We start from the raw sequence: 23,297 nt of genomic DNA on the forward strand, positions 1-23,297 counted from the left end.
ACGGGGACACGGACGGCGGGGCCCTGGCACCGTCGGGGCATGCGCCCCCGCGGGCGCGGCCCCTGATACGGGGTATCGCGGTATCGGCGACGGCATCGGATGGGCGGGCGACCATGGCGGATCACGGGCTCGAAGGATTCGGGCGGACCACCTTCACGCACGACGGCGTCACCCGGAAGGTGCTGCGCCGCGGCACCGGACCCGCCGTGATCGTGATGTCCGAGATGCCGGGCATCACGCCCAAGGTCCTCGGGTTCGCCGAACGGGTGGCCGCCATAGGGTGCACCGCCGTGCTGCCCGTCCTGTTCGGCGTCCCCGGACGCGACCCCCACCCGTCGGCGCACGGCCCGCTGCGGGCCCAGGCGTACGTCCGGTCCACGTTCGTCAAGCTCTGTGTGAGCCGGGAGTTCACGCTCCTCGCCACCGGTCGCAGCTCCCGGGTCGTCAGCTGGCTGCGGGCGCTCGCCGCCCAGGAGCACGAACGGTGCGGCGGCCCCGGCGTCGGCGCGATCGGCATGTGCGCCACCGGCGGCTTCGCCCTCGCCATGGCCACCGACGAGCGGCTGCTCGCCCCCGTCCTCGCCCAGCCCTCGCTGCCGCTGCCGGTCACCGCCTCCCGCCGCTCCACGATCGACATCTCCCCGGCGGAGCTGGCCGTCGTCAAGGACCGCTGCGCCCGCGGAGATCTGCGCGTCCTCGGCATGCGGTTCCGCGGCGACCGCTTCGTACCGGAGGAGAGGTTCGCCGCGCTCCGCCGCGAGTTGGGGGACGCGTTCGTCGCCGTGGAACTGGACGACGAGGACGCCAACCCCGAGGCACTCGCCGCACCGCACGCCGTCGTGACGGAGCATCTGATCGACGCACCGGGCCAGCCGACCCGCGCCGCCCTCGACCAGGTCCTCGACCTCTTCCGCACCCGGCTGCTGGGGGAGCGGCCGGCCGTACCGGAGAGCGGCAGCTGAGACCTGCGCCCTACTTCTCGTCCTCCGCCGGTTTCTCGTCCTCCGCCGGTTCGATCTCGCGGACGACGACCACCGGGCACGGGGCGTGTGCCGTGCAGTGGTGGCTGACCGAGCCCAGCAGCGCCCCGGTGAAACCGCCGCGCCCGCGGCTGCCGACGACCAGCAGATCGGCACCGCGGGCCGCTTCCAGCAGCACCCCGGCGGCCGTGCCGTACCCGATGAACGGCTCCACCGGCGGCCCGGACCCCGGCTCGACGACCTTCGCTACGGCGCCGACCAGCTCCTCGTACGCCGACTGCTCGATGACCGTACGGAAGTCCTGGGGCGTGTCCATCCAGCCGACGGAGCCGTAGAGCGGCGGGTACTCCCACGCCATCACCGCGGTGACGGTGCTCCCCGTCAGCTCCGCCTGGCGCAACGCCCAGCGCAGCGCCTCCTGGGACGGCTCCGAGCCGTCGACGCCCACGACGATGCGTCCGTGGTCCTGCTGCCGGTTCTCCATGGCGACCTCCGCGGGACGGGTTTCCGGCGCACCGGAACGGCGTGCCCGTGCACGCCCTTCCCCCAGCTTCCGTCACACCCGGCCCCGCCGCAGCGGGACACCGTCAGGCCGCCTCCTCGTCCGGGACCACCGCCACCGGGCAGGCCGCATGGTGCATCGCGGCGTGCGCGACCGGCCCCACCCGGGGGCCGAAGGCGTGCCGCCGCCGACGGCCGACCGCCAGCAGGACGGCCCCGGGCGCGCTGTGCACCAGGGCCCGGGTCGGCTTCTCCGGCCGCACCGTCACCGCCACCTCGACCCCGGGGAACCGCTCCCGCCACGGCCGCACCGTCTCCCGCAGCATCCCCTCCCGCTCCGCGACGAACTGCCCGGCGGCGTCGGGGTCGATGCCCCAGGGCGCGTAGACGGTGACGGGCAGGGCCCGGCCGTGCACGGCGTGCAGCGGCAGACCACGGCGCGCCGCGGCGTCGAAGGCGAAGGCGAGGAGGGCGTCACAGGGGCCCGTCAGCCCCATCCCGACGACCACGCGCGGGGCGGGCCGCGGCACGTCCTCCGCCGCGGCCCCGCGGAACGCCGGACGCCCCGACCAGCCCTCCCGGACGAGTACGACGGGACGGTCGGCCCGGCCCACCACCTCCAGGCTGACGTCGCCGAGGACATAGCTCTCCCACGCCGTGAGGGCCCGGGAACCGAGGGCGAGCAGCCGCGACGCCTCCGCCGCGCGCAGCAGCGCCGGTACGGCCTCGGAGCCGACCAGGTCCTCGATGATCCGCAGGTCCGGATGGTCGGCACGGACCTCGTCCAGGGCCTGTTCCACGAGGTGCCGGGCACCGGCGTTCCGGTCGCGGTCCGGCGGGGTGTGCGGCCCTTCGGAGCCCGGCAGGATCCAGGCGTGCAGCAGCCGCAGCACGGCCCGCCGCCGCTCGGCCTCCTCGGCCGCCCACCGCGCCGCCGCCAGGCTCTCGGTGCTGCCGTCCAGCCCCACGGTGATCACTTCCGGTTCCATGGCTCCTCCTCGTACGGCGGGCGGACCGCTCACGGCACGATGGTCAGCACCTGCGCCACCGGGCGCCGGGGCGTCGCGGGCCCCTCCGGCCCGTAGCCCAGGCGCAGGACCGTCTGGACGTGGCCGGCGCCGGACACCGGGTCGCGCAGCAGCCAGCGCAGCTCGGGCCATTCGACGGGCTGGGTCGCGAAGGAGCTGACGAGTCCGCGGCGGGTGGCGCGCAGCAGGACCCGCTGGAGCGCCTGTCCCGCCCGCAGCCAGTCGGCCGGGTCGTCGCCGGGCGTGCTCAACGTCGCGAGCTGGGGACGGGACTCGAACGTGGCGTAGGCGCGGTCCGGCTGCGCCTGCCGCCCGGCGAAGTCCCGGACCGGCGCGGCGGCGTCCGGCGAGCGGGGGCCGAAGGCGTACTCGGGGACGCCGTCGTCGGCCGGTGGTCCGTCCGCGCTCGCACGGGTCCAGCGGCGCTGTTCGGCGTCGCGGGCCTCGTCCATCCGGTTGTACCCCTCGGCCTGCTCGATCAGGTCGAGGACGGTCTCACGGTGCGGACCGGTCAGGAAGGCCAGACAGGCCCCTTCGGCCGCGGCGGCCGCGAGCAGCGCGGCGCGTACCGCCGGGGGGATCTCCCGGTCGGTGTACGGCAGCCGGCTGGTGTGCCGGGCGCGGACCGCGGCGTGCAGCCCGGCGAGGTCGGCATCGACGGGGCCCAGGCCACCGGGCTCCGCGGGATCGCCGAGGCGTACGGCGGCGAGGAGGTCGGGCTGCTCCGGGTCGGGCAGCAGGGTGGGCGCCGCGTGCAGTCCGGCGTGGGCCGCGGCGACCCGCAGGTTCAGCAGCGCGGCGCCGCACCCCAGGTGGAGGGCGCGGCCGGCGGGGTCGGTGTGCGGCAGGGCGCGCCCGGGGTCGGCGGCGAGGGTCAGCGTGCGGTCGGCCCGGGTGTACCGGAACCGCCAGGGCTGGGCGTTGTGCTGCGACGGCGCGGTGACGGCGTCGGCGACGAGCGCCCTCACCAGCGTGTCGTCGAGAGGGGGAGCGGACACCGGCACCTCCTGGACGGGGCGGACGGCGAACGGCCGGTTCCGGCAGACGGCCGGTTCCGGCGAACGCAGCCGGTTTCCTCCAGGGTCGCCGCTCCGGCCCGTTCGTACCAGGCCGCAGGTCCCCGCCCGGGACCCGGCGGGAGGGGCGACCGGCTTCTGCCGCGGTGGAGCCCGCCCGGCCATGCCGGGGGGCGGGGCCTCGTGGGTCTCCGGAGGTGCGCCGATGACGCCGAGCGCGCCGTAGCGGGCGTCCACCGGTGTCACGGCCGCCTGCACGATGCCGCGCGGCACCTCGGGCAGCTCCAGCTCCGCCCCGACGGCGAGGACCGCGTCGAGGAGCCGGTCGCCCCGGTCCCGGCGGCCTTCCCGCCGAGCCCGCCGGGCCGTCTCAGAGCCGGAACCAGCGCTCCTCACCGGGCGCGACGGTGCGGTGCCGGTCCCCGGGGAGGGCCACCGGCAGCGGGTCCCGGGACGACGCCGGGACCCGGACGGCCAGCCGCCCGGGCAGCATCCGCAGCCGCACGCCCCGGTGGGCGCCGATGCAGCAGGTGAACGTGAACCAGGGGATCGCCCGCTGCGTCACCGGCGCCACCCGCAGCCCCTCCGGGCCCGCCTCCAGGCCGGTGAGCCCGCGCTCCACCAGGTCGACGGTGCCCGCCATCGCCCCGAGGTGGATGCCCTCGCCCGTCGTCCCGCCCTGGAGGTCCGCGACATCACCGAGCAGCGCCTCGCGGCAGAACTCCAGGGCCCCGGGGCCCTTCCCGCGGGTGAGCAGCCAGCCGTGGACGAGGCTGCTGAGCGTCGAGCCGTGGCTGCTGCGCCGCAGGTAGTAGTCGAGCGTCGCGCGCCACAGCGCGTCGTCCATCCGGTACCCGAGCCGGGCGAACAGCGTGGCCAGTTCCGACGGGCGGAAGAGGTACCCGAGCATCAGGGCGTCGGCCTGTTTCGACGCCTGGTAGCGGTTGACGGTGTCGCCCTCGGCCTCCAGGATCCGGTCGAGCCGGCGGATGTTGCCGTAGCGGTCCCGGTAGCGCGCCCAGTCCAGCTCCGCCAGCTCGCCGTACCCCGCGAACTGGCTGATCACGCCCTGATGGAAGGGGACGTACAGGCGTCGGGACATGTCGTCCCAGCGGGACAGTTCCGCGTCGTCGAGGCCGAGGGACCCGGCCAGTTCCGCGCGCCGGGCGGCGGGCAGTTCGCCGAGCAGGTCGAGCCCGCGGGCGAGCACCCACGCGGCGGTCGCGTTGGTGTAGGCGTTGTCGTCGATGCCCGGTGCGGCGGCGTCCGGATAGGCGTCGTGGTACTCGTCCGGGCCGACGACGCCGGTGAGCCGGTAGCGGCCCAGCGCCGGATCGAAGGTGGCGACCCCGGACCAGAAGCGGGCGACCGCCAGCAGGATCTCCGCCCCGGCGGAGTACAGGAACCCGCGGTCGCCGGTGGTCTCCGCGTACCGCCAGACGTTGTGGGCGATGGCCGATCCCACATGGCGCTGGAGATGCGAGTGGTCGGGCAGCCAGCGCCCGGAGCGCGGGTTGAGGTGCAGCGTCTGCGTCTCCTCGCGGCCCGAACTCGCGCTCTGCCAGGGGTACATGGCGCCCGGGAGGCCCGCGCGGCGCGCCGCCGCCCGCGCGGCCGGGAGCCGCCGGTACCGGTGCAGGAGCAGGGACCGCGCCACCTCCGGGAAGTGCAGACCGAGATAGGGCAGCACGAACAGCTCGTCCCAGAAGATGTGCCCCCGGTACGCCTCCCCGTGCAGCCCGCGCGCGGGGACACCGGCGTCGAGGTCGGCGGTGTGCGGGGAGAGCGTCTGGAGGAGATGGAACAGGTGCAGCCGCAGAATCCGGCCCGCCTCGCCCGGCACCTCCAGCTCACCCTGCTCCCACAGCCGCGCCCAGGCCGCCTCGTGGGTGGCGAGCAGCTGCGGCAGCGCCGGTGCCCGGGCGGCCCCGTCGCAGGCGGCGGTGAGGGGATCGGCGACCGGCCGGTCCAGCGAGGAGCGCAGGGCCAGGGTCTTCACCACCGTCGCCGTGCGGCAGGGCGCCAGCGGCAGCCGGTACGTCCGGACGGCCCCGGTCTCCGTGACGGTCTCCCGGGCGGGGCACTCCGGGACGGTTTCGGTACGGACGGCCAGCGCGATCCGGATGCCCGGGTCGGTGGTGCGGCAGGTGAGCCAGGCGATGCCACCGGGCCGGAACCCTGCCCGGTGCTCCGTGAGATGCCGCCCTTCGAGGTTGCGGTAGCGCTCCACGCCGCTGTTGGTGACGGCACCGTCGAGCACGGACTCGACCTCGACGGCGCCGCGCCAGCCGTAGGCGCGGAAGAGCGTGCGCTGCGCCGCCAGATCCGGGTCCGCCATGTGGACGATCCGCAGATGGCGGACGCGCAGCCCGCGCCCGTCGGCGTCCTCGAAGAACAGGTCCCGCATCAGGACGCCGGTCCGCGGATCGAGGCGGGTGGTGCAGTGGCGCGCCGTGGCGGGCGTCAACCAGGGGCCGGGCGGGGCGTCGTCGGGCCGGCAGCGGTAGCGCAGCAGCGTCCAGTTGGGCAGGTTGACCAGGTCCTCGTTCTCGATCCGGCGGTCCGCGATCTCCGAGGTGCGCCGGTCGTAGCAGCCCGCCAGATAGGTGCCCGGGTAGTGGACGGGGCCGGCCGGGCACTCGGGGGCGGAGCCGCGGGTGGCGAACCGGCCGTTGCCGAGCGTGCAGAGCGCCTCGACCAGCCGCTCCCGCTCCGGGGCGTAGCGGTCGTAGCGCCAGTCGGGGTCCGTCATCCGTGCTCCCTCCGTACGCGTCCGACCAGCGCCGTCAGCGCGTCGGCCGTCTCGTCGGCGCCCGCCTCGCGCAGTGCGGCGGATGCGGCGCCGTCCGGGGTCCGGTCGATGCCGACGACGAGTCCGAAGCCGCCCCGCCGGGCCGCCTGCACCCCGGCGAGCGCGTCCTCGACCACCGCGGTCCTTGCCGGGCGGGCGCCGAGCAGGCCGGTGGCGTGCAGGAAGAGCGCCGGGTCGGGCTTCCCGGCGAGACCGTGGCGGGCGGCGTCCACGCCGTCCACGATCACGGTGAGGAGCCGGTCGAGCGCGGCGGTCGCGAGCAGGTCGCGGGCGTGCCGGGAGGCCGACACCGCGGCGCACGGCACCCCGTCGGCGCGCAGCGCCCGCAGCGCCGGTGCGACGTCCGGGAACGCGGTGACGCCCTCGCTCCGTACCCGCTCGGTGAACGCCTGCTCCTTGGCCGCGGCGACCGCCCACACGGTGCCGAAGCCGGGCGGATCGCCCGGGGTGCCCGTCGGGAGACCGATGCCCCGGGCGGTGAGGAAGGCGGCCGCCCCGTCGTGGCGGGATTTCCCGTCGACGAACCGGCGGTAGTCCGCGTCGGCGTCGAACGGCGGCTGCGCGCCGTCCGCGACCGCCCGGAGGCAGGCGTCCAGTGCGGTCTTCCACGCCGCGGCGTGCAGCCGGGCGGAGTCGAGGAGGACGCCGTCGGTGTCCAGGACGACCGCGTGCAGCGGGCCGGTCGGCGGGCCGGGGGAGTTCACCTGAAGCCTCCTCGCGCACGGCGTACGGACCGTCCGGGCGCCCCGGGACGGCCCCCGGGCCGCAGGCCCCGCCGGGGGAGCGCCCGCTCCCGGGCCCCGGTCGGCCGTGGTCCCTTACCAGGGTTCCGCGAACCCGCACGGCCGCAACCGGGGCGGCCTCGTCCCGGCACACGGGGCGGCTCCTCCCCGCCCGGCGGCCTGCGCGGCCCCGCCGGCCCGGCATGCGCCGAACACCCCGGCGGGAGACGGTGGGAGCAGGCCGCCCGCAGCCCGGACGGCGCGGAGCGCCCGCGCCGCCCACCGGTCCGATCCCGTACGCGGCCCGCACCCCGCACGATGAGGAAAGCCCCATGACCGCCCAGCACTTCACCGTCGCCGATGTGATGACGCGGCAGGTCGTCGCGGTCCGGCGGGACGCCGGCTTCAAGGAGATCGTCGCGGCGATGGCCCGGCGGAAGGTGACCGCCGTGCCCGTCGTCGAGGCGGCGGACCGGGTCGTCGGGGTGGTGTCCGAGGCCGATCTGCTGGCGAAGGAGGAGTTCCGCGACCACCGCACCGGGCTGATCGAGCAGCGGCGCCGCCTCGACGCCACCGCCAAGGCGGGCTCCCGCCGGGCCGAGGACCTCATGGCCGCGCCCGCCGTCACCGTCGGCACCGGGGCGTCCCTGCCCCAGGCCGCCCGCCTGATGGCCACCCACCACGTCAAACGGCTGCCGGTCGTCGACGAGGACGGGGCCCTCCGCGGCATCGTCAGCCGCGCCGACCTACTCAAGGTGTTCCTCCGCCCGGACCGGGACCTCGCGGCCGAGGTGCGCCGCGAGGTCGTCGAGCCGCTGTTCCCGGACGCGCACCGGCGGATCGGCGTCACCGTCGAAGCCGGCGTCGTGACCCTCTCCGGCGAGGTCACCGACACCGCGGTCGTCCCGGTCGCCGCCCGCCTGACCCGCGCCGTGGAGGGCGTGGTGGACGTACGGTGCGCCCTCACGGCCCGGCCGGCCCCGTAGCGCCCCACCGCCCGCGCGCGGCCACCGGCGGAAGCCGCCCACCCGCCGTCCTCGGGCCTCACCCCTCCGCGGGCGGCACCGCGACCACCGGACACGCCGCACGGTGCAGCAACCCGTGGACCGTCGACCCGAGCCGCCCGCCGCACCGCCCGCCGTGGCTCCCGCGGCCGACGACCACCGCGAGGGCCGCGTACGAGACCCGGCTCAGCTCCTCGACCGGGCGGCCCCGCACGACCTGCTGTTCCACGGGGACCTCGGGGTAGCGCTCGGCCCAGCCCGCGACCGCCTCGGCCAGGGCACGGCGGCGTTCGGCCAGGTCCTCCTCGGTGTCGTCCTGGTAGGGGAACGGGCCGGGCCACACCCAGACCGCCCGCAGCCGGGCCTCGCGCAGCGCCGCCTCGGCCACCGCGAAGCCGACGGCCGCCCGGCAGCCCGCGCCGCCGTCCACCCCGACGACGACCAGCGGCGGATGGATCGCCGGGCGCTCGGGGGCGCGGACCACCACGACCGGACAGTGGGCGCGCGCGGCCACCGGGATCGCCACCGACGCCTCACCGAGGACCTCGGCGAGGCGCCGGTGCCGCGACCCCAGCACCGCGAGCGCGGCGTCCGCCGTCCGGTCCTGCAACACGGCGACCGGCGGCCCGTCCAGGAACTCCGTAGCGGTCCACAGCCCGGTGTGCAGCTCCCGTACCAGGTCCTCCGCCGTCGCCAGGGCCGACTGCGCGCGGATCAGCAGGGTGCTGCGGCGGGTGAACGCGCCGTACCGCAGCGGCGGCGCGACGGTGACCAGCCGCAGCCGCTCCCTGCGGTGGGCTGCCTCGTCGGCGGCCCACACCAGTGCCGGGACCGACAGCTTCTGCGGGTCCACACCGACCAGGATGTCGTTCATCTCCGGCTCCGCACCCCGTCCCTCAGCTCCGGCTCCGTCCCACGGAACCGCCGCCGGCCGTCCCACTCACGGTTCCTCCTCCTCGGGCGCCTCGGCGGTGGCCGGGCGCCCCAGCGGGACGACGGCCACCGGACAGGCCGCATGGTGCAGCGCCCGGTGGACGACGCCGCCGAACTCCCGCCCGAAGACGCCGCCGCGCCGCCGCGCCCCGAGAACCAGCAGATCGGCGGCGGACGACCGCTCGGTCAGCGTCCGGCGCGCGGGCCCCTCGGGCGTACTCCGGCGCAGCCGCACCCCGGGGTGGTCGCGGACCGCGGCCGCCAGCGCCTCGTCGAGCAGTTCCCCGGCGCGCTGTTCGTGGTACGTGCCGGGCTCACCGGCCAGCAGCGGATGGTCGGCCGGTTCGTGGAGCGGCCGCCGCCAGGTGCGGACCGCGTCCAGCTCCGCGTCCCGCGCCGCCGCCGCGCGGAACGCGAACCGCACGGCCGGGGAGTCCACGTCGTGGTCGCCGATGCCCAGCAGCACCCGCCCGTGCTCGCCGTCCAGGGCCTGCCGGTCCCCTCGTACGACGACGACCGGGCAGTGTGCGCGGGCGGCGACCAGGAGGCTGACGGAGCCGAGCAGCAGACCGGCCACCGCGCCCCGTCCGCGGTCCCCGACGACCAGGAGACCGGCCTCCTGCGCCGCGTCGAGCAGGGCGGTCGCCGCGTCGGTGGCGGCCACGTCCGCCGTGACGGTCAGGCCGGGCGCCCGCTGTCCGGCGCGTTCGGCCGCGGCGGCGACGATCGTCTCGGCGAGCAGCCGCTCCGCGGGCAGGTCAGCGGCCGGATCCGGCACCACGCCCTCGTACCGCTCCCACAGTGAGGCGTGCACCAGACGCAGCGGACAGCCGTGCCGTACGGCCTCGTCGGCGGCCCAGTCGACGGCCGCCAGGCTCGCGTCGGAACCGTCGACGCCCACCACCACGGGAAGCTCCATCCTCGTCACCGCCTTCCGGCTCCGGGGGCCTGTTTCCACCCTCACCCCGCGGCGGCCGCCACGCCAGGGCCGACCGGCCCCGGGGGCCCGCCCGGACCTCCCCGAGGGGTGCGCACCGAGCCCGCAAACCCCCGCCGGACCCCTGCTGACCTGCCCTGTCACGGATCGGTCCCGGGCGCGGCAGCGGGCGGCGGAGTGGCGCGGCGGCATTGCATACTTCGGGCATGATCATGACCGCCCTCCTCTTCGCTCTCCTCGGTCTCAGCATCTGGAAGGACCGCCGCCGTTTCCGTAACGCGGTCCTCCTCGGACTGGCGCTCATCAGCCTCTCGGGCTGGCTCCTCGGCAGAGTGAGCCAGCTGCCCACCGGTGCGGCCGTCGTGGTCTATCTGCTGGTCTTCTCCGTGCCCGTCGTCGGCGTGCTGGCGCTCGGCGGCTTCCTGATCGCCAACGGCATCACCATGGCCCGCAAGGAAGGGCTCCGCCCGGCCAACCTCCTCTCCGGTCTGCTGGGCGTGGCCGTCTTCGGCCTGATCGTCCTGCTGCTGTCGCTGGGGCACCTGCGGGGCACGCCCGCCCTCCCCGCCGCCGTAGCGGTGCTCCTCCTCTCCGCCTACCTCTCCTTCCTCTTCCTCTGCTTCCTCGCCTACGCCTTCCTCTACGGGCGGATCGCGGTCCGCGGCGACGTCGACTACGTCGTCATGCTGGGCTCCGGACTGATCGGCGGCGAGCGGGTGCCGCCGCTGCTCGCCTCCCGGCTGCGCAAGGGCCTGGAGATCCACGACGCGCAGATCGCCCGCGGCGGCCCGGCGCCGGTGCTGCTCACCTCCGGCGGCCAGGGCCCGGACGAGAAGCTGCCGGAGGCCGAGGCGATGGCCCGCTGGCTGGTCGAGCAGGGCGCCCCGGCCGATCACGTCCAGGAGGAGAACCGCTCCCGGACCACCGACGAGAACCTGCGCTTCAGCCACGAGGTCATGACCGCCGGGAAGCGCGACTACCGCTGCGTCGTCGTCACCAACAACTTCCACGCCTTCCGCGCCGCCATGACGGCCCGCCAGTCCGGCGTCCCGGGCCAGGTGCTGGGTTCGCCGACCGCGAGGTACTTCTGGCCGAGCGCCACCCTCCGCGAGTTCGTCGCGGTGTTCTGGGAGCACAAGCTGGTCAATCTGGGCGTCTGCGCCGCCCTGATCGCCCTGGTGGCCTTCGTCGCGACCCGGACCTGAGACGGACCGGCCGCGGCCCTCCTCCGGAGGTACCGGACAACGTCGCCGGGGGACGCGCGACAATGGACCGCAGATATCCCGTTGGGGCGGATATCGGGAGGGACCAGAACACGATGAGGCACCGCAGTGTCGCCGATCTGATGACGCCCGGCGCCGTCGCCGTACAGCTCGGCACGGCGTTCGGTGAGATCGCGCGGCTGCTGGACGAGTACGACATCAGCGCGGTACCGGTGGTGGACGAGGCGGGCCGCACGCTCGGCGTCGTCTCCGAGGCCGATCTGCTGCGACGGCACATCGACCGGACACCGTCGAACACCGCCGCCTCGCTCATGACCAGCCCCGCCGTCGTGGCGCGCCCGCAGTGGAGCGCGATCCGGGCGGCCCGGGTGATGGAGGAGAAGGGCGTCAAGCGCCTGCCGGTGGTCGACGAGGAGGGGCTGCTCATCGGCGTGCTCAGCCGCGGCGACCTCGTCCAGCTCTTCCTGCGGCGCGACCGCGCGATCCAGGAGGAGATCCTGGAGGACGTGCTGACCCGCACGCTGAACGTCCCGCCGTCCGCCGTCACCGTGGAGGTCTCGGACGGCACGGTCACGCTCAGCGGCACCCTCGCGCGCCGCAGCCTGGTCGTCGTGGCGGTGCGGCTGTGCGAGAGCGTCGACGGCGTCGTCGAGGTGATCAACCGCCTCACCTACGAGACGGACGACCGCGCAGTCCTGAAGAGCCGGGAGCCGGTCGAGCCGCCGGAGCCCGTCTGACCTGAGACGCCCCCACCCGCCGCGGCAACCGCCCGGCGGGTGGGGGTGGACTTACTAGGACGTCCAACTATATCTTCGGGGCCAAGGCCCGCGGTGCAGGGAAGCCGGTGTGAATCCGGCGCGGTCCCGCCACTGTGACCGGGGAGTACGCCCTTCGGCGAGAGAAGGCCACTGACGGAGGAAACACCGTCGGGAAGGCCAAGGGCGCGCGCAGATCCGGGAGTCAGGATACCGGCCGCGGGGTGTTCCGTGTTGTCCACGAGGATGGAGCAGACACGCATGGCACCGGTCCGTTTCCACGACCCAGGTGAACCGGCGCGCCGAGCGGCGGCAGCCGCCCGAAGGGCTTGACGCGGCGCTCGTGACGGCGCCCGGCGGCGCCCGCCCCCGCGCGACGCCCCCGGCCGCACCCCGACCCCGCGACGGCCCCGGCCATCGTGTCCCGCGGTATGCCGTGCCCGCACCCCACCGGGTGCGCCCCCGGCCTGCCGCGCCCTCCCCGGATCGCACCTGACGAGAGCAGGCATCTCATGGTCCGTGAACTGACGCACTTCATCGGCGGCGCCCCCGCCCCGGGCACCTCGGGGCTCTTCGCCGATGTCCATGACCCCAACACCGGGCAGGTCCAGGCCCGCGTCCCGCTCGCCGGGCGGGCCGACACCGAGCGGGCGATCACCGACGCCGCCGCGGCCCAGCCCGAATGGGCCGAGTGGAACCCGCAGCGGCGCGCCCGCGTCCTGCTGAAATTCCTCCAACTCGTCGAAGAAGAACGGGAACAGCTCGCCCGGCTGCTCTCCTCCGAACACGGCAAGACCGTCGCGGACGCCCACGGCGACCTCCAACGCGGCCTGGAGGTCGTGGAGTTCGCCGCCGGGATCCCGCATCTGCTCAAGGGCGAGTTCACCGACAACGCCGGCCGCGGCATCGATGTGCACTCGCTGCGCCGCCCGCTCGGCGTCGTCGCCGGGATCACCCCGTTCAACTTCCCCGCGATGATCCCGCTCTGGCAGGCCGCACCCGCCCTGGCCTGCGGCAACGCCGTCATCCTCAAGCCCTCCGAACGCGACCCGTCCGTCCCGCTGCGGCTCGCCGCACTCTTCCTGGAGGCCGGTCTGCCGCCCGGCGTGCTGAACGTCGTCAACGGCGGCAAGGAGGCGGCCGGCACCCTCCTCGCCGACCCCCGCGTCCAGGCCGTCGGCTTCGTCGGCTCCACCCCGATCGCCGCCGACGTCTACGCCACCGCCGCCCGCCACGGCAAACGCGCCCAGTGCTTCGGCGGCGCCAAGAACCACCTGATCGTGATGCCCGACGCCGACCTCGACCAGGCCGTCGAGGCGCTGATCGGCGCCGGGTTCGGCTCCGCGGGCGAGCGCTGCATGGCCGTCTCCGTCGCCGTCCCGGTGGGCGAGGAGACCGCCGACCGCCTCGTCGCCCGCCTCAAGGAGCGCATGGGCACCCTGCGCATCGGCACCTCCGACGACCCGGACGCCGACTTCGGCCCGATGGTCGGCCGCGACGCCGTCGACCGGGTGCGCCGCTACGTCGACATCGGCGTCAACGAGGGCGCCGAACTCGTCGTCGACGGCCGTGGCTTCACCCTCCCCGGCCACGAGAACGGCTTCTTCGCCGGCGCCTCCCTCTTCGACAAGGTCAGCCCCGCCATGCGGATCTACCGCGAGGAGATCTTCGGCCCGGTGCTCGCCGTGGTGCGCTCCGCCGACTACGAGGAGGCGCTGCGGCTGCCCAGCGCGCACCCGTACGGCAACGGCGTCTCGATCTTCACCCGGGACGGCGACACCGCCCGCGACTTCACCCGCCGCGTCGACACCGGCATGGTCGGCGTCAACGTCCCGATCCCGGTGCCCGTCGCGTACCACACCTTCGGCGGCTGGAAGCGGTCCGGCTTCGGCGACCTGAACCAGCACGGGCCCGACGCGATCCGCTTCTACACCCGCACCAAGACCGTCACCTCGCGCTGGCCCTCCGGGGTCAAGGAAGGCGCGAGCTTCACCCTGCCGACGATGGGATGAGGGCGATGACCACCACCCTCACCAAGGACCAGCTCGCCCTCGCCGAGGTCACCCTCGACTTCACCGAGGAACACCTCACCCCGCACGCCGTCGCCTGGGACCGCGACAAGCACTTCCCCGTCGACGTCCTGCGCCGGGCCGCCGGACTGGGCCTCGGCGGCATCTACGTACGTGAGGAGTACGGCGGCTCCGGGCTGAGCCGCGCCGACGGCGTCGTCGTCTTCGAGGTCCTGGCGACCGGCTGCCCCTCCATCGCCGGATACCTCTCCATCCACAACATGGTCGCCTGGATGATCGACCACCACGGCGACGCCGCCCAGCGCGCCCGCTGGCTGCCCGGTCTCTGCGCCATGGACGCACTCGGCAGTTACTGCCTCACCGAACCGGGCGCCGGCTCCGACGCCGCCGCCCTGCGCACCCGCGCCGTCCGCGACGGCGACCACTACGTCCTCACCGGCGTCAAACAGTTCATCTCCGGCGCCGGCACCTCCCACGTCTACATCGTGATGGCCCGCACCGGCGGCGAGGGGCCGGGCGGCATCTCCGCCTTCGTCGTCGAACGCGACGATCCGGGGCTGTCGTTCGGGCCCGACGAGCAGAAGATGGGGTGGAACGCGCAGCCCACCCGGCAGGTGGTGCTCGACGGCGTCCGCGTCGGCGCCGACCGGATGCTCGGCGCCGAGGGCGACGGCTTCCGCATCGCCATGGCGGGCCTCAACGGCGGCCGCCTCGGCATCGCCGCCTGTTCGCTCGGCGGCGGACGCAGCGCCCTCCACCGCAGCCTGGCCCACCTCGCCGACCGGGAGGCGTTCGGCGCCCCGCTGCTCGACGCCCAGGCGCTCCGCTTCCGCCTCGCCGACATGGCGACCGAACTCGCCGCCGCCCGCGCCCTGGTGCGGCAGGCCGCCGACGCCCTGGACGGCGGCGACCCGCAGGCGCCGCAGCTGTGCGCGATGGCCAAGCGGTTCGCCACCGACACCGGCTACACCGTCGCCGACCGGGCCCTGCAACTCCACGGCGGCTACGGCTATCTGAGCGAGTACGGCATCGAGAAGATCGTCCGGGACCTCCGGGTCCACCAGATCCTGGAAGGGACCAACGAGATCATGCGGCTCATCGTGGCCCGCGGCCTGACGGAGGTCGCCCGGTGACCGCATCCGACGACGGCACGGTCCTGGCCGAGGTGACGGGCCGCACCGGCCTCCTCACCCTCAACCGCCCCTGGGCCCTCAATGCCCTCACCCACCCCATGGTCCGCAAGATCTCCGAGACGCTGGACGCCTGGGAGCACGACCCGGCCGTCCGGACCGTGGTCCTCACCGGCGCGGGGGAGCGCGGACTCTGCGCGGGCGGCGACATCCGCGCCATCCACGACGACATCCGCGCGGACGGCGGCGGAGCCTCGGCCGCCTTCTGGCGCGACGAGTACCGCCTCAACGCCCGCATCGCCCGCTACCCCAAGCCGTATGTGGCGCTCATGGACGGCATCGTGATGGGCGGCGGCGTCGGCCTCTCCGCACACGGCACCGTCCGCATCGTCACCGAACGGACCCGGATCGCCATGCCGGAGACCGGTATCGGCTTCGTCCCCGACGTCGGCGGCACCCATCTGCTGGCGCTCGCCCCCGGTCAGCTGGGCACCTACCTCGCGCTGACCGGGCAGCCGGTCGCCGCCGGGGACGCGCTGCGCTGCGGACTTGCCGACCACTTCGTCCCGGCCGACCGGTTGCCGGACCTCCGCACCGCGCTGGCCGACCGCGAGGTCCACGACGTCCTTCCGGCCTTCGTCGGCGAGGCGCCGCCCGGCCGCCTCGACGCACACCGCGGGTGGATCGACCACGCCTTCGCGGCGGACACCGTCGAGGAGATCGTGGACCGGCTCCTCGGCAGCGGCCTGTCCGCCGCGAAGGAGGCCGCCACCACGCTCCTCGCCGCCTCGCCCACCTCGCTGAAGGTCACCCTCGCCGCCCTGCGGAGGGCCCCCGGCCTCGGCCCGCTGGAGGCGGTGCTGGAGCAGGAGTACCGCGTCTCCTGCGCCGCGCTCACCGCCCCCGACCTGGCCGAGGGCATCCGCGCCCAGGTGATCGACAAGGACCGCACGCCCCGCTGGTCGCCCGCCACCCTCGCCGAGGTCACCGACGACGACGTGGCGCGCTTCTTCGCCCCGCCCGACGACCGGCCGCTGCGGCTGGTCACCGACGCCGCACCCCAGGAGGTCCCGTGGTGAACATCGCCTTCATCGGACTCGGCCACATGGGCGGCCCCATGGCCGCCAACCTCGTCCGCGCAGGTCACCAGGTGTGCGGATACGACCTCGACGCCGCGTCCCTGGCCGCGGCCGCGGCTGCGGGCGTCACCCCCGCCGCCTCGGCACCGCAGGCCGCGGCCGGCGCCGACGTGGTCGTCACCATGCTCCCCATGGGCCGCCACGTCCTCGCGCTCTACCGGGACGAGGGCCTGCTCGCCGCCGCCGCGCCGGGCACCCTCTTCGTCGACTGCTCCACCATCGACGTGGCCGACGCCCGCCACGCCCACCGGGCGGCCACCGACGCGGGCCACCGGGCACTGGACGCTCCCGTCTCCGGCGGGGTGGTGGGCGCCGAGGCGGCCACCCTCACCTTCATGGTAGGCGGCGGCGCGGCCGCGTTCGCCGAGGCCGAACCGCTCCTCGCGGCCATGGGGAAGAAGGTGGTCCACTGCGGCGACGCGGGCGCCGGACAGGCCGCGAAGATCTGCAACAACATGATCCTCGGCATCTCGATGATCGCGGTCAGCGAGGCGTTCGTCCTCGGCGAGAGCCTGGGCCTGTCCCACCAGGCGCTCTACGACGTCGCCGCCGCCGCGTCCGGCCGGTGCTGGGCGCTGACCACCAACTGCCCGGTCCCCGGCCCCGTCCCGACCAGCCCCGCCAACCGCGGCTACCGCCCCGGCTTCGCCGCCCCCCTCATGGCGAAGGACCTGGGCCTGGCCGCCAACGCCGCCCGCGCCGGAGGGGTCGACGCCCGGCTCGGCCTCCAGGCGGCCCGGCTGTACGAGGAGTTCGGCGCCGCCGGGGGAGCGGACCGCGACTTCTCCGCCATCGTGGCGGCCATCCGGGAACGCTCCGGCACCCCGCGGACGGCGCCGGAGGGCCCGTCCTGACCTGCACGGGGTGAGACCGGGGCCCGTCGCGGTGCGGGCCCCGGCCCGGTCATCCGGCCTGCGCGCTGTCCTTGTGGGCGCCCCAGCCGTGCCACCGGTCGATCTCGATCCAGGCGGTCACCCGGGCCCGGTCCCGCCGCGGGTACGGAGTGCCGAGATAGTGCCGGGCCAGCCGGTCGATGTCCTTCAGCTCCCCGTCCGGCCGCAGCTCGGTGACGCGGCCGACGAGGCTGAGATGGGTGTACCAGTCGCCCTCGTCGAGCACGGTGAGCGTCACCCGCGGATCGTCGCGGACGTGCGTCAGCCGCCGGCGGCCCTCGTCCATGTTGACCATGACGCGGCCACTGTCCCAGAGGTACCAGGTGGCCGTGGAGACGGGCTGGCCGTCCGGCCGCAGGGTCGCGATGACGGCGGGGTTGGCCTTCGCCAGCATGGCGGTGGCTGCCTCGGGCAGCGGAGGCTTCGACATGGGGCACACCTCACGGTCGGGGCCGGTGGACGGGAACGGGCGGGTGACGGACGCCGGGCCGCCTGCCGCGGGCACCGGAGCCCCCGGGACATGCTGTCCGCTCCCCGCCCGGACCGCCATCCCGCGAGGGCCGCTCCCGTGAACCGGGACGAACCGGCCGGCCCGGTCACCACCCGCGACGGCCCTTCCGGTCTTCGTCACCCGGAGGACCGGAAAGCCCCCACAGACCCCACAGCCCCGACGGCACCCGAACGCCCTGATTGGCGCGGCAGCGGCCCGGGAACACGTGCGCCATGCCACTCGACCAGAACGAGGCACCGGTCCTGGAGGCACTGGCCGCCTACCACCGCGCGGACCGGCTGCCCTTCAGCCCGCCCGGACACAAGCAGGCGCGGGGCGCGGACCCACGGGTCCGTGCGGTGCTGGGCGATGCGGCCTTCCTCGGGGACGTCCTGGCCTCCGGGGGGCTCGACGACCGGCGCACCAGCGACCGGGTCCTGGAGCGTGCCGAACGGCTGATGGCCGAGGCCGTCCACGCGGCACACACCTTCTTCTCCACCTGCGGCAGTTCGCTCTCCGTCAAGGCGGCCATGCTCGCCGTCGCCGGCCCCCACGAAAAGCTGCTGATCGGCCGTGACGCCCACAAATCGGTCGTCGCCGGCCTCATCCTCTCCGGCATCCGGCCCGTCTGGCTCAACCCCCGCTGGGACGCCGAACGCCATCTCGCCCACCCACCGTCCGCACAGGACGTCGCCGACGCCTTCGCCGCCCACCCGGACGCCCGCGGCGCGCTGATCACCAGCCCTACCCCGTACGGCAGCTGCGCCGACCTCGCCGGGCTCGCCGCCGTCTGCCACCGGCACGGCCGCCCGCTGATCGTGGACGAGGCATGGGGCGCCCATCTGCCGTTCCACCCCGACCTGCCGTCCTGGGCGATGGACGCCGGCGCCGACATCTGCGTCACCAGCATCCACAAGATGGGCAGCGGCCTCGAACAGGGCTCCGTCTTCCACCTCGGCGGTGACCTCGTCGACCCCGCCTTGCTCAAGACCCGCGCCGACCTGCTCGGCACCACCAGCCCCGCCGTCCCGATCTACGCCGGACTCGACGGGTGGCGCCGCCAGATGGTCCAGCACGGCCGGGACCTCATGGGCCGCGCCCTCGGCTTCGCCGCACAGGTCCGCGCGGAGATCGAGGCGATCGACGGTCTGCACGTGAACGACCGCACCGACTTCTGCGGCCCCGGCCTCGCGGACGACCTCGATCCGCTGCCCGTCGTCATCGACGTCTCCGGCCTCGGCGTCACCGGCTACCAGATCGCCGACTGGCTGCGCGCCCACCGCCGGATCGACGCCCACCTCGCCGACCACCGGCGGATCAACACCCAGCTCACCCACGCCGACGACCGGGAGACCACGACCGCGCTGCTCGCCGCGGTCCGCGCCGCCGCCGCTGCCGCACCGGGCCTGCCCACCGCCCCCGCGGTGCAGGTCCCGGAGCCTTCCGCGCTCCGGCTGGAGCAGGTGTGCCTGCCGCGTGACGCCTTCTTCGGCCCGGTCGAGGACGTCCCCGCGGCGGAGGCCGCCGGGCGGACCGCCGCCGAGATGCTGACGCCGTACCCGCCCGGCATCCCCGCCGTCCTGCCCGGCGAACGTCTCACCGAACCTGTCCTCGCCTATCTGCGCACCGGTGTCGCCGGGGGCATGAACGTCCCCGACGCCGTCGACCCGCGGCTGGCCACCCTGCGCGTCCGCGCGGAGCGCCCCGCCCACCGCGCGCCGGAACCCCCGCCGACGTACCGTTGACGCGGAAATCTCCGCTCCCGCCCCGCGTCCGCGGCGGCACCCCGGGCCGGAAGGTGCGCCATGACCAGAGCCCGCGACGTGCTGACCGCCGCACCGGACATCGGCGGCCTCACCACCGTCGTCACCGGCGGCTCCCGCGGACTGGGCCTCCTCCTCGGCCGCCGCTTCGCGCAGTACGGCTGCCGGGTGGTGCTGCTCGCCCCGGACGCCACCGAACTCGACCGGGCGGTCCGGCTCGCCGGGCGCAGCGCCGGGGGCCCGGTGCGCGGCGTCGTCTGCGACGTACGGGACGCGGCGGCGGTCCGCGACCGGTTCGCGGAGATCGCCGAGGACGAGGGCGGCATCGACATCACCGTCGCCGACGCGGGCTTCCTTCAGGTCGGCCCGGCGCAGGCGCTCGGCCCCGACGGCTTCCGCCAGGCGCTGGACGCGGTGTTCACCGGCGCCCTGCACACCTCCCTCGCCGCCCTGCCCCACCTGCGGCGCAGCCCCGTCGGCGGCCGTCTCGGGCTGATCGGGTCGGTGGGCGCGCCGGTGCCCGTACCGCATCTGGTGCCGTACGCCTGCGCCGGATCGGCCGTCGGCGCCCTCGCGGCGGGGCTGCGCGCCGAGGAGGCGGCGCACGGCGTCACCGTCACCGCCGTCCACCCGGGACCGGTGCGCACCGGCGCGCCCGGGCGGGCGTACTTCGGCGGCGACCGGCGGCGGGAGTACGCCTGGTTCTCGGCGCTGGCCGGGCTGCCGCTGCTCTCCATGGACGCCGAACGGGCCGCCGACCGGATCGTCACCGGGATCCGGCGCCGCCGCCCGCGGATCGTCCTCACCCCGGCCGCCCGGCTCGGCGCCGTGGCGGGCGGCGTGGCCCCGGTGACCACCGGCCGGCTGATGGCCGCCGTCGCCCGCGTACTGCCGCGCGGCGACGCCCCGGCGACGGTGACCGGCGCCGAGGTCGCCGACGCCGACCAGCCGCCCGCGCCCCGGCTGCGCGCCGTCCTCGGCCTCCTCGACCGCCGCGGCGCGGCCCGCTGCAACGCACGCATCCGCAAAGACCGGTGACGGGATCCGACCGCAGATTGACGCGTTCCGCGCCCCGGAAACGGCCGAGCGCGCCGCCCGGCGGGGTGCCGGGGGCGCGCTCGGCCGACGGTGCCGGGGCCCGTCGGTGGTGCGGGTGTCAGGCGACGACGCCGGACTTGTCGATGGTGACCTTGGCCTGCGGGGCACCGCTCTGCGAGCCCAGACCCTCGATCTTGCTCACCAGCTCCTGGCCCTCGACGACCTCGCCGAAGACGACGTGCTTGCCGTCGAGCCAGGAGGTGACGACGGTGGTGATGAAGAACTGCGAGCCGTTGGTGTTCGGGCCGGCGTTGGCCATCGACAGCAGGAACGGCCGGTCGTGCTTGAGCTGGAAGTTCTCATCGGCGAACTTCTCGCCGTAGATGCTCTTGCCACCGGTGCCGTTGTGGTTGGTGAAGTCACCGCCCTGGAGCATGAACTGCGGGATCACGCGGTGGAAGCCGGAGCCGGCGTAGCCGAAGCCGTGCTGGCCGGTGGCGAGCTCACGGAAGTTCGCGGCGGTCTTCGGCACGACGTCGTCGTACAGCTTGAAGACGATGCGACCCGCGGGCTGGTCGTTGATGGTGATGTCGAAAAATACGTTGGTGCTCATGGAGGCATTGTGGCACCCGGTGTACCCCGTCCCGTGCGCCGCCCTCGGACCCGGGCCTACGGCGCCGGGGTGTCGTTCGTGGTGGCCCGCAGATCGGCGAGGAGCTCGGCCTGTCCGGCGAGGACGCCCGTGAGGATCGTCCGGGCGACCCTGAGCAACTCCGCGACCTGCGGGTTGGCCAGGGAGTAGTGGACGGTCGAGCCCTCTTTGCGGGTGGTGACCAGCTTCGCCCGCCGCAGGACCGCGAGCTGCTGCGACAGATGCGCCGGTTCGAGACCGACCTCGGGCAGCAGCTCCGCCACCGCGTGCTCCCGCCGGCTCAGCAGCTCCAGGACGCGGATCCGCGCCGGGTGCCCCAGTGTCTTGAAGAACTCGGCCTTGAGTTGGTACAGCGGCGTACTCATCGCGCCCCCACTTCTCCGGCGCGGCGGGAGCACCCGGTCGGGCCCTCCGCGGCGTACCGCGTCCATCCGCTCGTCGACGACATCGGTTTCCTCCTCCCGCGCGGTGACGGGCGGCCGACGCGCGCGGGATCCGGAGCCACCTGAGGCCGACGTGGTGACCTCGGCAATCGCCAAGATTATCAACTCCGCCGGTCACCGGAGGCGGCCCCGGCGGGCGCCCGGCGGCGCGCGGACCGGCTCACAGGGGCAGACAGACCCGGACGGTCTTGCCCTTGCCGTCCGCGTCCGGGAGCACCCCGGCGGTGCCGCCCAGACCGAGGGTGAGCTCCATGACGGTGGCGAGTCCGCCGTCCTCGCTGCCGACCGTCGCGCCGTACAGCGTCGGCAGGTACGGGTGCCGGTCGTGGACCGCGACGACCAGCCGGTCCCGGCGGGCCGCGTAGACGACGGTCAGCTGGGTGGAGAGCGGTGCGGCGTGCCGGACGCTGTTGGTGACCAGCTCGGCGAGGATCAGCAGCGCCGGTCCGACGGTCGGGTGGCGCGCGCCGATGTGCCACTCCGCGAGGACCTGCTCGGCGGTCTCCCGCGCCATCCGGACCGCGGCCGGGACGGTGGGCAGGGTGAGGACGTGGCGCTGCCGCAGCGATTCCAGCCCCGCGATCACCGCGCCGCCCGGTGGCCGGGTCCTGATGCAAAGGTCATCGCCACAGCATCTAATCAATTGCCAACTTTCGCAATTCCGCAGGTCCAGGAGGTGGTGCGGCTCCGTACGGTCGGACGGGGCGTCCGTGCGCCGCGGGCTGCGCCGGAACGGCGACCGGGACCGGGAGCGGCGGGGCGGTCAGGGCGCCGGGGTCGCGCCGGGCGAGGCGGAGGACGGCGGCGGACACCCGGGCGACGGCGTCCGGGACCTGACGGAAGCTGGGGAAGTCGTTGATGTCGACGACCACCGGGCCGTCGGGCCCGAACAGGACGTCGACGCCGTAGAGATCGAGGCCGAACGCGGCGCCCGTCTCGGCGGTGATGCGGGCGACCTCGGCGGAGAGCGGGACGCGCCGCTCGCGGACCGCGTGCCCGGGGTGGAGCGGCGAGCGGCGCTCGGTGGCGAACAGCTCCCCGGCGACGCTGTAGACCTTGAGGTCGGTACCGGAGTTGGGGACGTACGGCTGGGCGATCAGCAGCCCGGCGGCGGGTCCGTGGTCCGTGGTGGTCAGCTCGCCCGGGTCGCGGACCAGCCGGACGGCGCGCCCGGAGCTGCCGTCGGCGGGTTTGACCACGAGCGGGAACTCCGCCTCGGGTATCCGCGCGAACTCCGCGGCGCACACGGCCGCGTACGTCACCGGGACGGGCAGCCCGTGGGTGCGGGCGATGATCGCGGCGAGCGCCTTGTCGCGGACGCCGCGGATGGCCCGCACGTCGTTGACCGTCGTCAGGCCGGTGTGCGCGGCGGCCTCCAGCAGGGTGAGGCCCGGGCCGCCGGAGACGGTCTTGAGCACCCACGCGTCGTGGTCGCCGGCGGTGAGGGCGGAGGTCAGCGGCAGCAGGGAGCGGCCGGGCCGGATGATGTCCACCGCGTGGCCCCAGGCGCCGAGTTGGGCGATCACCTCCCGGGGCATCCCGTCGTGGCGGTACTCCTCCTCCACCAGGAAGCAGAGCCTCATCGATGCCACCCCGATCGCCGCACGTCCACCGTCCGCCCGGCAGATCCTTGACCTTTGACATGCGGGATCCTACGCGGGCGCCCGCAGCCCGGCCGCCGAGGTCGCGGGCTGCGGGCGCGGGACGGCACGGCGGGGGAGGGAGAGGGGGGGGGGGGGGGGGGGGGGGGGAGGGGGGGGGGGGGGGGGGGGGGGGGGAAAGGGGGGGGGGGGGGGGGGGGGGGGGGG

22 protein-coding genes and 1 riboswitch are annotated in these 23,297 nt (G+C 75.2%); of the genes, 10 read left to right on the top strand and 12 right to left on the bottom strand.

Going from position 1 to position 23,297, the window contains the following annotated elements; all coding sequences use genetic code 11:
• Positions 1-113 precede the first annotated feature (113 nt).
• Positions 114-962 (top strand): dienelactone hydrolase family protein, encoded by an 849-nt coding sequence (locus ACZ4U4_RS13200; protein ID WP_467872583.1) that lies wholly within the window; start codon positions 114-116, stop codon positions 960-962.
• A 10-nt stretch (positions 963-972) separates the two neighbouring features.
• On the opposite strand, the gene ACZ4U4_RS13205 is transcribed toward ACZ4U4_RS13200, so the two are convergent.
• The 5 genes from ACZ4U4_RS13205 to ACZ4U4_RS13225 all read right to left on the bottom strand — a co-directional run bounded on the left by ACZ4U4_RS13205 (position 973) and on the right by ACZ4U4_RS13225 (position 7,041).
• Complete coding sequence (locus ACZ4U4_RS13205; RefSeq protein ID WP_467872585.1) at positions 973-1,464, bottom strand: universal stress protein; 492 nt, start codon at positions 1,462-1,464, stop codon at positions 973-975.
• Positions 1,465-1,567: 103 nt separating this feature from the next.
• Positions 1,568-2,470, bottom strand: coding sequence for a universal stress protein (locus tag ACZ4U4_RS13210; RefSeq protein ID WP_467872587.1), 903 nt, complete (start codon positions 2,468-2,470; stop codon positions 1,568-1,570).
• Positions 2,471-2,499: 29 nt separating this feature from the next.
• Complete coding sequence (locus ACZ4U4_RS13215; protein ID WP_467872590.1) at positions 2,500-3,921, bottom strand: Acg family FMN-binding oxidoreductase; 1,422 nt, start codon at positions 3,919-3,921, stop codon at positions 2,500-2,502.
• Entirely contained in the window at positions 3,896-6,277 is a 2,382-nt protein-coding gene (locus ACZ4U4_RS13220) for a glycoside hydrolase family 65 protein (protein ID WP_467872592.1), read from the bottom strand. The genes ACZ4U4_RS13215 and ACZ4U4_RS13220 overlap by 26 nt, the downstream gene beginning before the upstream one ends.
• The gene (locus ACZ4U4_RS13225) at positions 6,274-7,041 is read right to left on the bottom strand and encodes an HAD family hydrolase (protein WP_467872594.1); all 768 of its coding nucleotides are present in this window, start codon (positions 7,039-7,041) and stop codon (positions 6,274-6,276) included. Before ACZ4U4_RS13225 ends, ACZ4U4_RS13220 begins: the two co-directional genes overlap by 4 nt.
• Before the next feature lie 350 nt (positions 7,042-7,391).
• On the opposite strand from ACZ4U4_RS13225, the gene ACZ4U4_RS13230 reads away from it, so the two are divergent.
• Entirely contained in the window at positions 7,392-8,045 is a 654-nt protein-coding gene (locus ACZ4U4_RS13230; RefSeq protein ID WP_467872596.1) for a CBS domain-containing protein, read from the top strand.
• Positions 8,046-8,103: 58 nt separating this feature from the next.
• On the opposite strand, the gene ACZ4U4_RS13235 is transcribed toward ACZ4U4_RS13230, so the two are convergent.
• Both ACZ4U4_RS13235 and ACZ4U4_RS13240 read right to left on the bottom strand, forming a co-directional pair.
• The gene (locus tag ACZ4U4_RS13235; RefSeq protein WP_467872598.1) at positions 8,104-8,937 is read right to left on the bottom strand and encodes a universal stress protein; all 834 of its coding nucleotides are present in this window, start codon (positions 8,935-8,937) and stop codon (positions 8,104-8,106) included.
• A 66-nt stretch (positions 8,938-9,003) separates the two neighbouring features.
• Positions 9,004-9,915 (bottom strand): universal stress protein, encoded by a 912-nt coding sequence (locus ACZ4U4_RS13240; protein ID WP_467872600.1) that lies wholly within the window; start codon positions 9,913-9,915, stop codon positions 9,004-9,006.
• 224 nt (positions 9,916-10,139) lie between these two features.
• Between ACZ4U4_RS13240 and ACZ4U4_RS13245 the strand changes: the two genes are divergently transcribed.
• From ACZ4U4_RS13245 to mmsB, 6 genes are all read left to right on the top strand, one after another.
• Positions 10,140-11,138, top strand: coding sequence for a YdcF family protein (locus ACZ4U4_RS13245; protein WP_467872602.1), 999 nt, complete (start codon positions 10,140-10,142; stop codon positions 11,136-11,138).
• A 113-nt stretch (positions 11,139-11,251) separates the two neighbouring features.
• Positions 11,252-11,893, top strand: a complete 642-nt coding sequence (locus tag ACZ4U4_RS13250; protein ID WP_467872604.1) for a CBS domain-containing protein — start codon at positions 11,252-11,254, stop codon at positions 11,891-11,893.
• A 74-nt stretch (positions 11,894-11,967) separates the two neighbouring features.
• Positions 11,968-12,147, top strand: a riboswitch (cobalamin riboswitch).
• A gap of 276 nt (positions 12,148-12,423) precedes the next feature.
• The gene (locus ACZ4U4_RS13255; protein ID WP_467872607.1) at positions 12,424-13,923 is read left to right on the top strand and encodes a CoA-acylating methylmalonate-semialdehyde dehydrogenase; all 1,500 of its coding nucleotides are present in this window, start codon (positions 12,424-12,426) and stop codon (positions 13,921-13,923) included.
• The gene (locus ACZ4U4_RS13260; protein ID WP_467872609.1) at positions 13,920-15,074 is read left to right on the top strand and encodes an acyl-CoA dehydrogenase family protein; all 1,155 of its coding nucleotides are present in this window, start codon (positions 13,920-13,922) and stop codon (positions 15,072-15,074) included. The genes ACZ4U4_RS13255 and ACZ4U4_RS13260 overlap by 4 nt, the downstream gene beginning before the upstream one ends.
• The gene (locus ACZ4U4_RS13265; RefSeq protein ID WP_467872611.1) at positions 15,071-16,150 is read left to right on the top strand and encodes an enoyl-CoA hydratase/isomerase family protein; all 1,080 of its coding nucleotides are present in this window, start codon (positions 15,071-15,073) and stop codon (positions 16,148-16,150) included. Before ACZ4U4_RS13260 ends, ACZ4U4_RS13265 begins: the two co-directional genes overlap by 4 nt.
• Positions 16,144-17,064 (top strand): 3-hydroxyisobutyrate dehydrogenase, encoded by a 921-nt coding sequence (gene mmsB / locus ACZ4U4_RS13270; protein ID WP_467872613.1) that lies wholly within the window; start codon positions 16,144-16,146, stop codon positions 17,062-17,064. Before ACZ4U4_RS13265 ends, mmsB begins: the two co-directional genes overlap by 7 nt.
• Positions 17,065-17,113: 49 nt before the next feature.
• Here mmsB and ACZ4U4_RS13275 read toward each other — a convergent pair whose 3' ends face one another.
• On the bottom strand, positions 17,114-17,533 hold the full coding sequence (locus tag ACZ4U4_RS13275; RefSeq protein ID WP_467872615.1) for a PPOX class F420-dependent oxidoreductase: 420 nt from the start codon (positions 17,531-17,533) through the stop codon (positions 17,114-17,116).
• 293 nt (positions 17,534-17,826) lie between these two features.
• Between ACZ4U4_RS13275 and ACZ4U4_RS13280 the strand changes: the two genes are divergently transcribed.
• The gene (locus ACZ4U4_RS13280) at positions 17,827-19,338 is read left to right on the top strand and encodes an aminotransferase class I/II-fold pyridoxal phosphate-dependent enzyme (RefSeq protein ID WP_467872617.1); all 1,512 of its coding nucleotides are present in this window, start codon (positions 17,827-17,829) and stop codon (positions 19,336-19,338) included.
• A 60-nt stretch (positions 19,339-19,398) separates the two neighbouring features.
• On the top strand, positions 19,399-20,394 hold the full coding sequence (locus tag ACZ4U4_RS13285) for an SDR family NAD(P)-dependent oxidoreductase (RefSeq protein WP_467872620.1): 996 nt from the start codon (positions 19,399-19,401) through the stop codon (positions 20,392-20,394).
• A 118-nt stretch (positions 20,395-20,512) separates the two neighbouring features.
• On the opposite strand, the gene ACZ4U4_RS13290 is transcribed toward ACZ4U4_RS13285, so the two are convergent.
• The 4 genes from ACZ4U4_RS13290 to ACZ4U4_RS13305 form a co-directional block, all read right to left on the bottom strand.
• Positions 20,513-21,007 (bottom strand): peptidylprolyl isomerase, encoded by a 495-nt coding sequence (locus ACZ4U4_RS13290; protein WP_467872623.1) that lies wholly within the window; start codon positions 21,005-21,007, stop codon positions 20,513-20,515.
• A 56-nt stretch (positions 21,008-21,063) separates the two neighbouring features.
• A complete protein-coding gene (locus ACZ4U4_RS13295) occupies positions 21,064-21,411 on the bottom strand; it encodes an ArsR/SmtB family transcription factor (RefSeq protein ID WP_467872625.1) in 348 nt (115 codons plus the stop codon).
• Positions 21,412-21,649: 238 nt separating this feature from the next.
• Positions 21,650-22,075, bottom strand: coding sequence for an ATP-binding protein (locus tag ACZ4U4_RS13300; protein ID WP_467872628.1), 426 nt, complete (start codon positions 22,073-22,075; stop codon positions 21,650-21,652).
• Positions 22,076-22,124: 49 nt separating this feature from the next.
• Positions 22,125-23,072: an ATP-grasp domain-containing protein gene (locus ACZ4U4_RS13305; RefSeq protein WP_467872630.1), complete on the bottom strand. Its 948-nt coding sequence runs from the start codon at positions 23,070-23,072 to the stop codon at positions 22,125-22,127.
• Between the last annotated feature and the right edge of the window lie 225 nt (positions 23,073-23,297).

The sequence above is a fragment of the Streptomyces sp. NPDC029159 genome, from assembly GCF_055564055.1.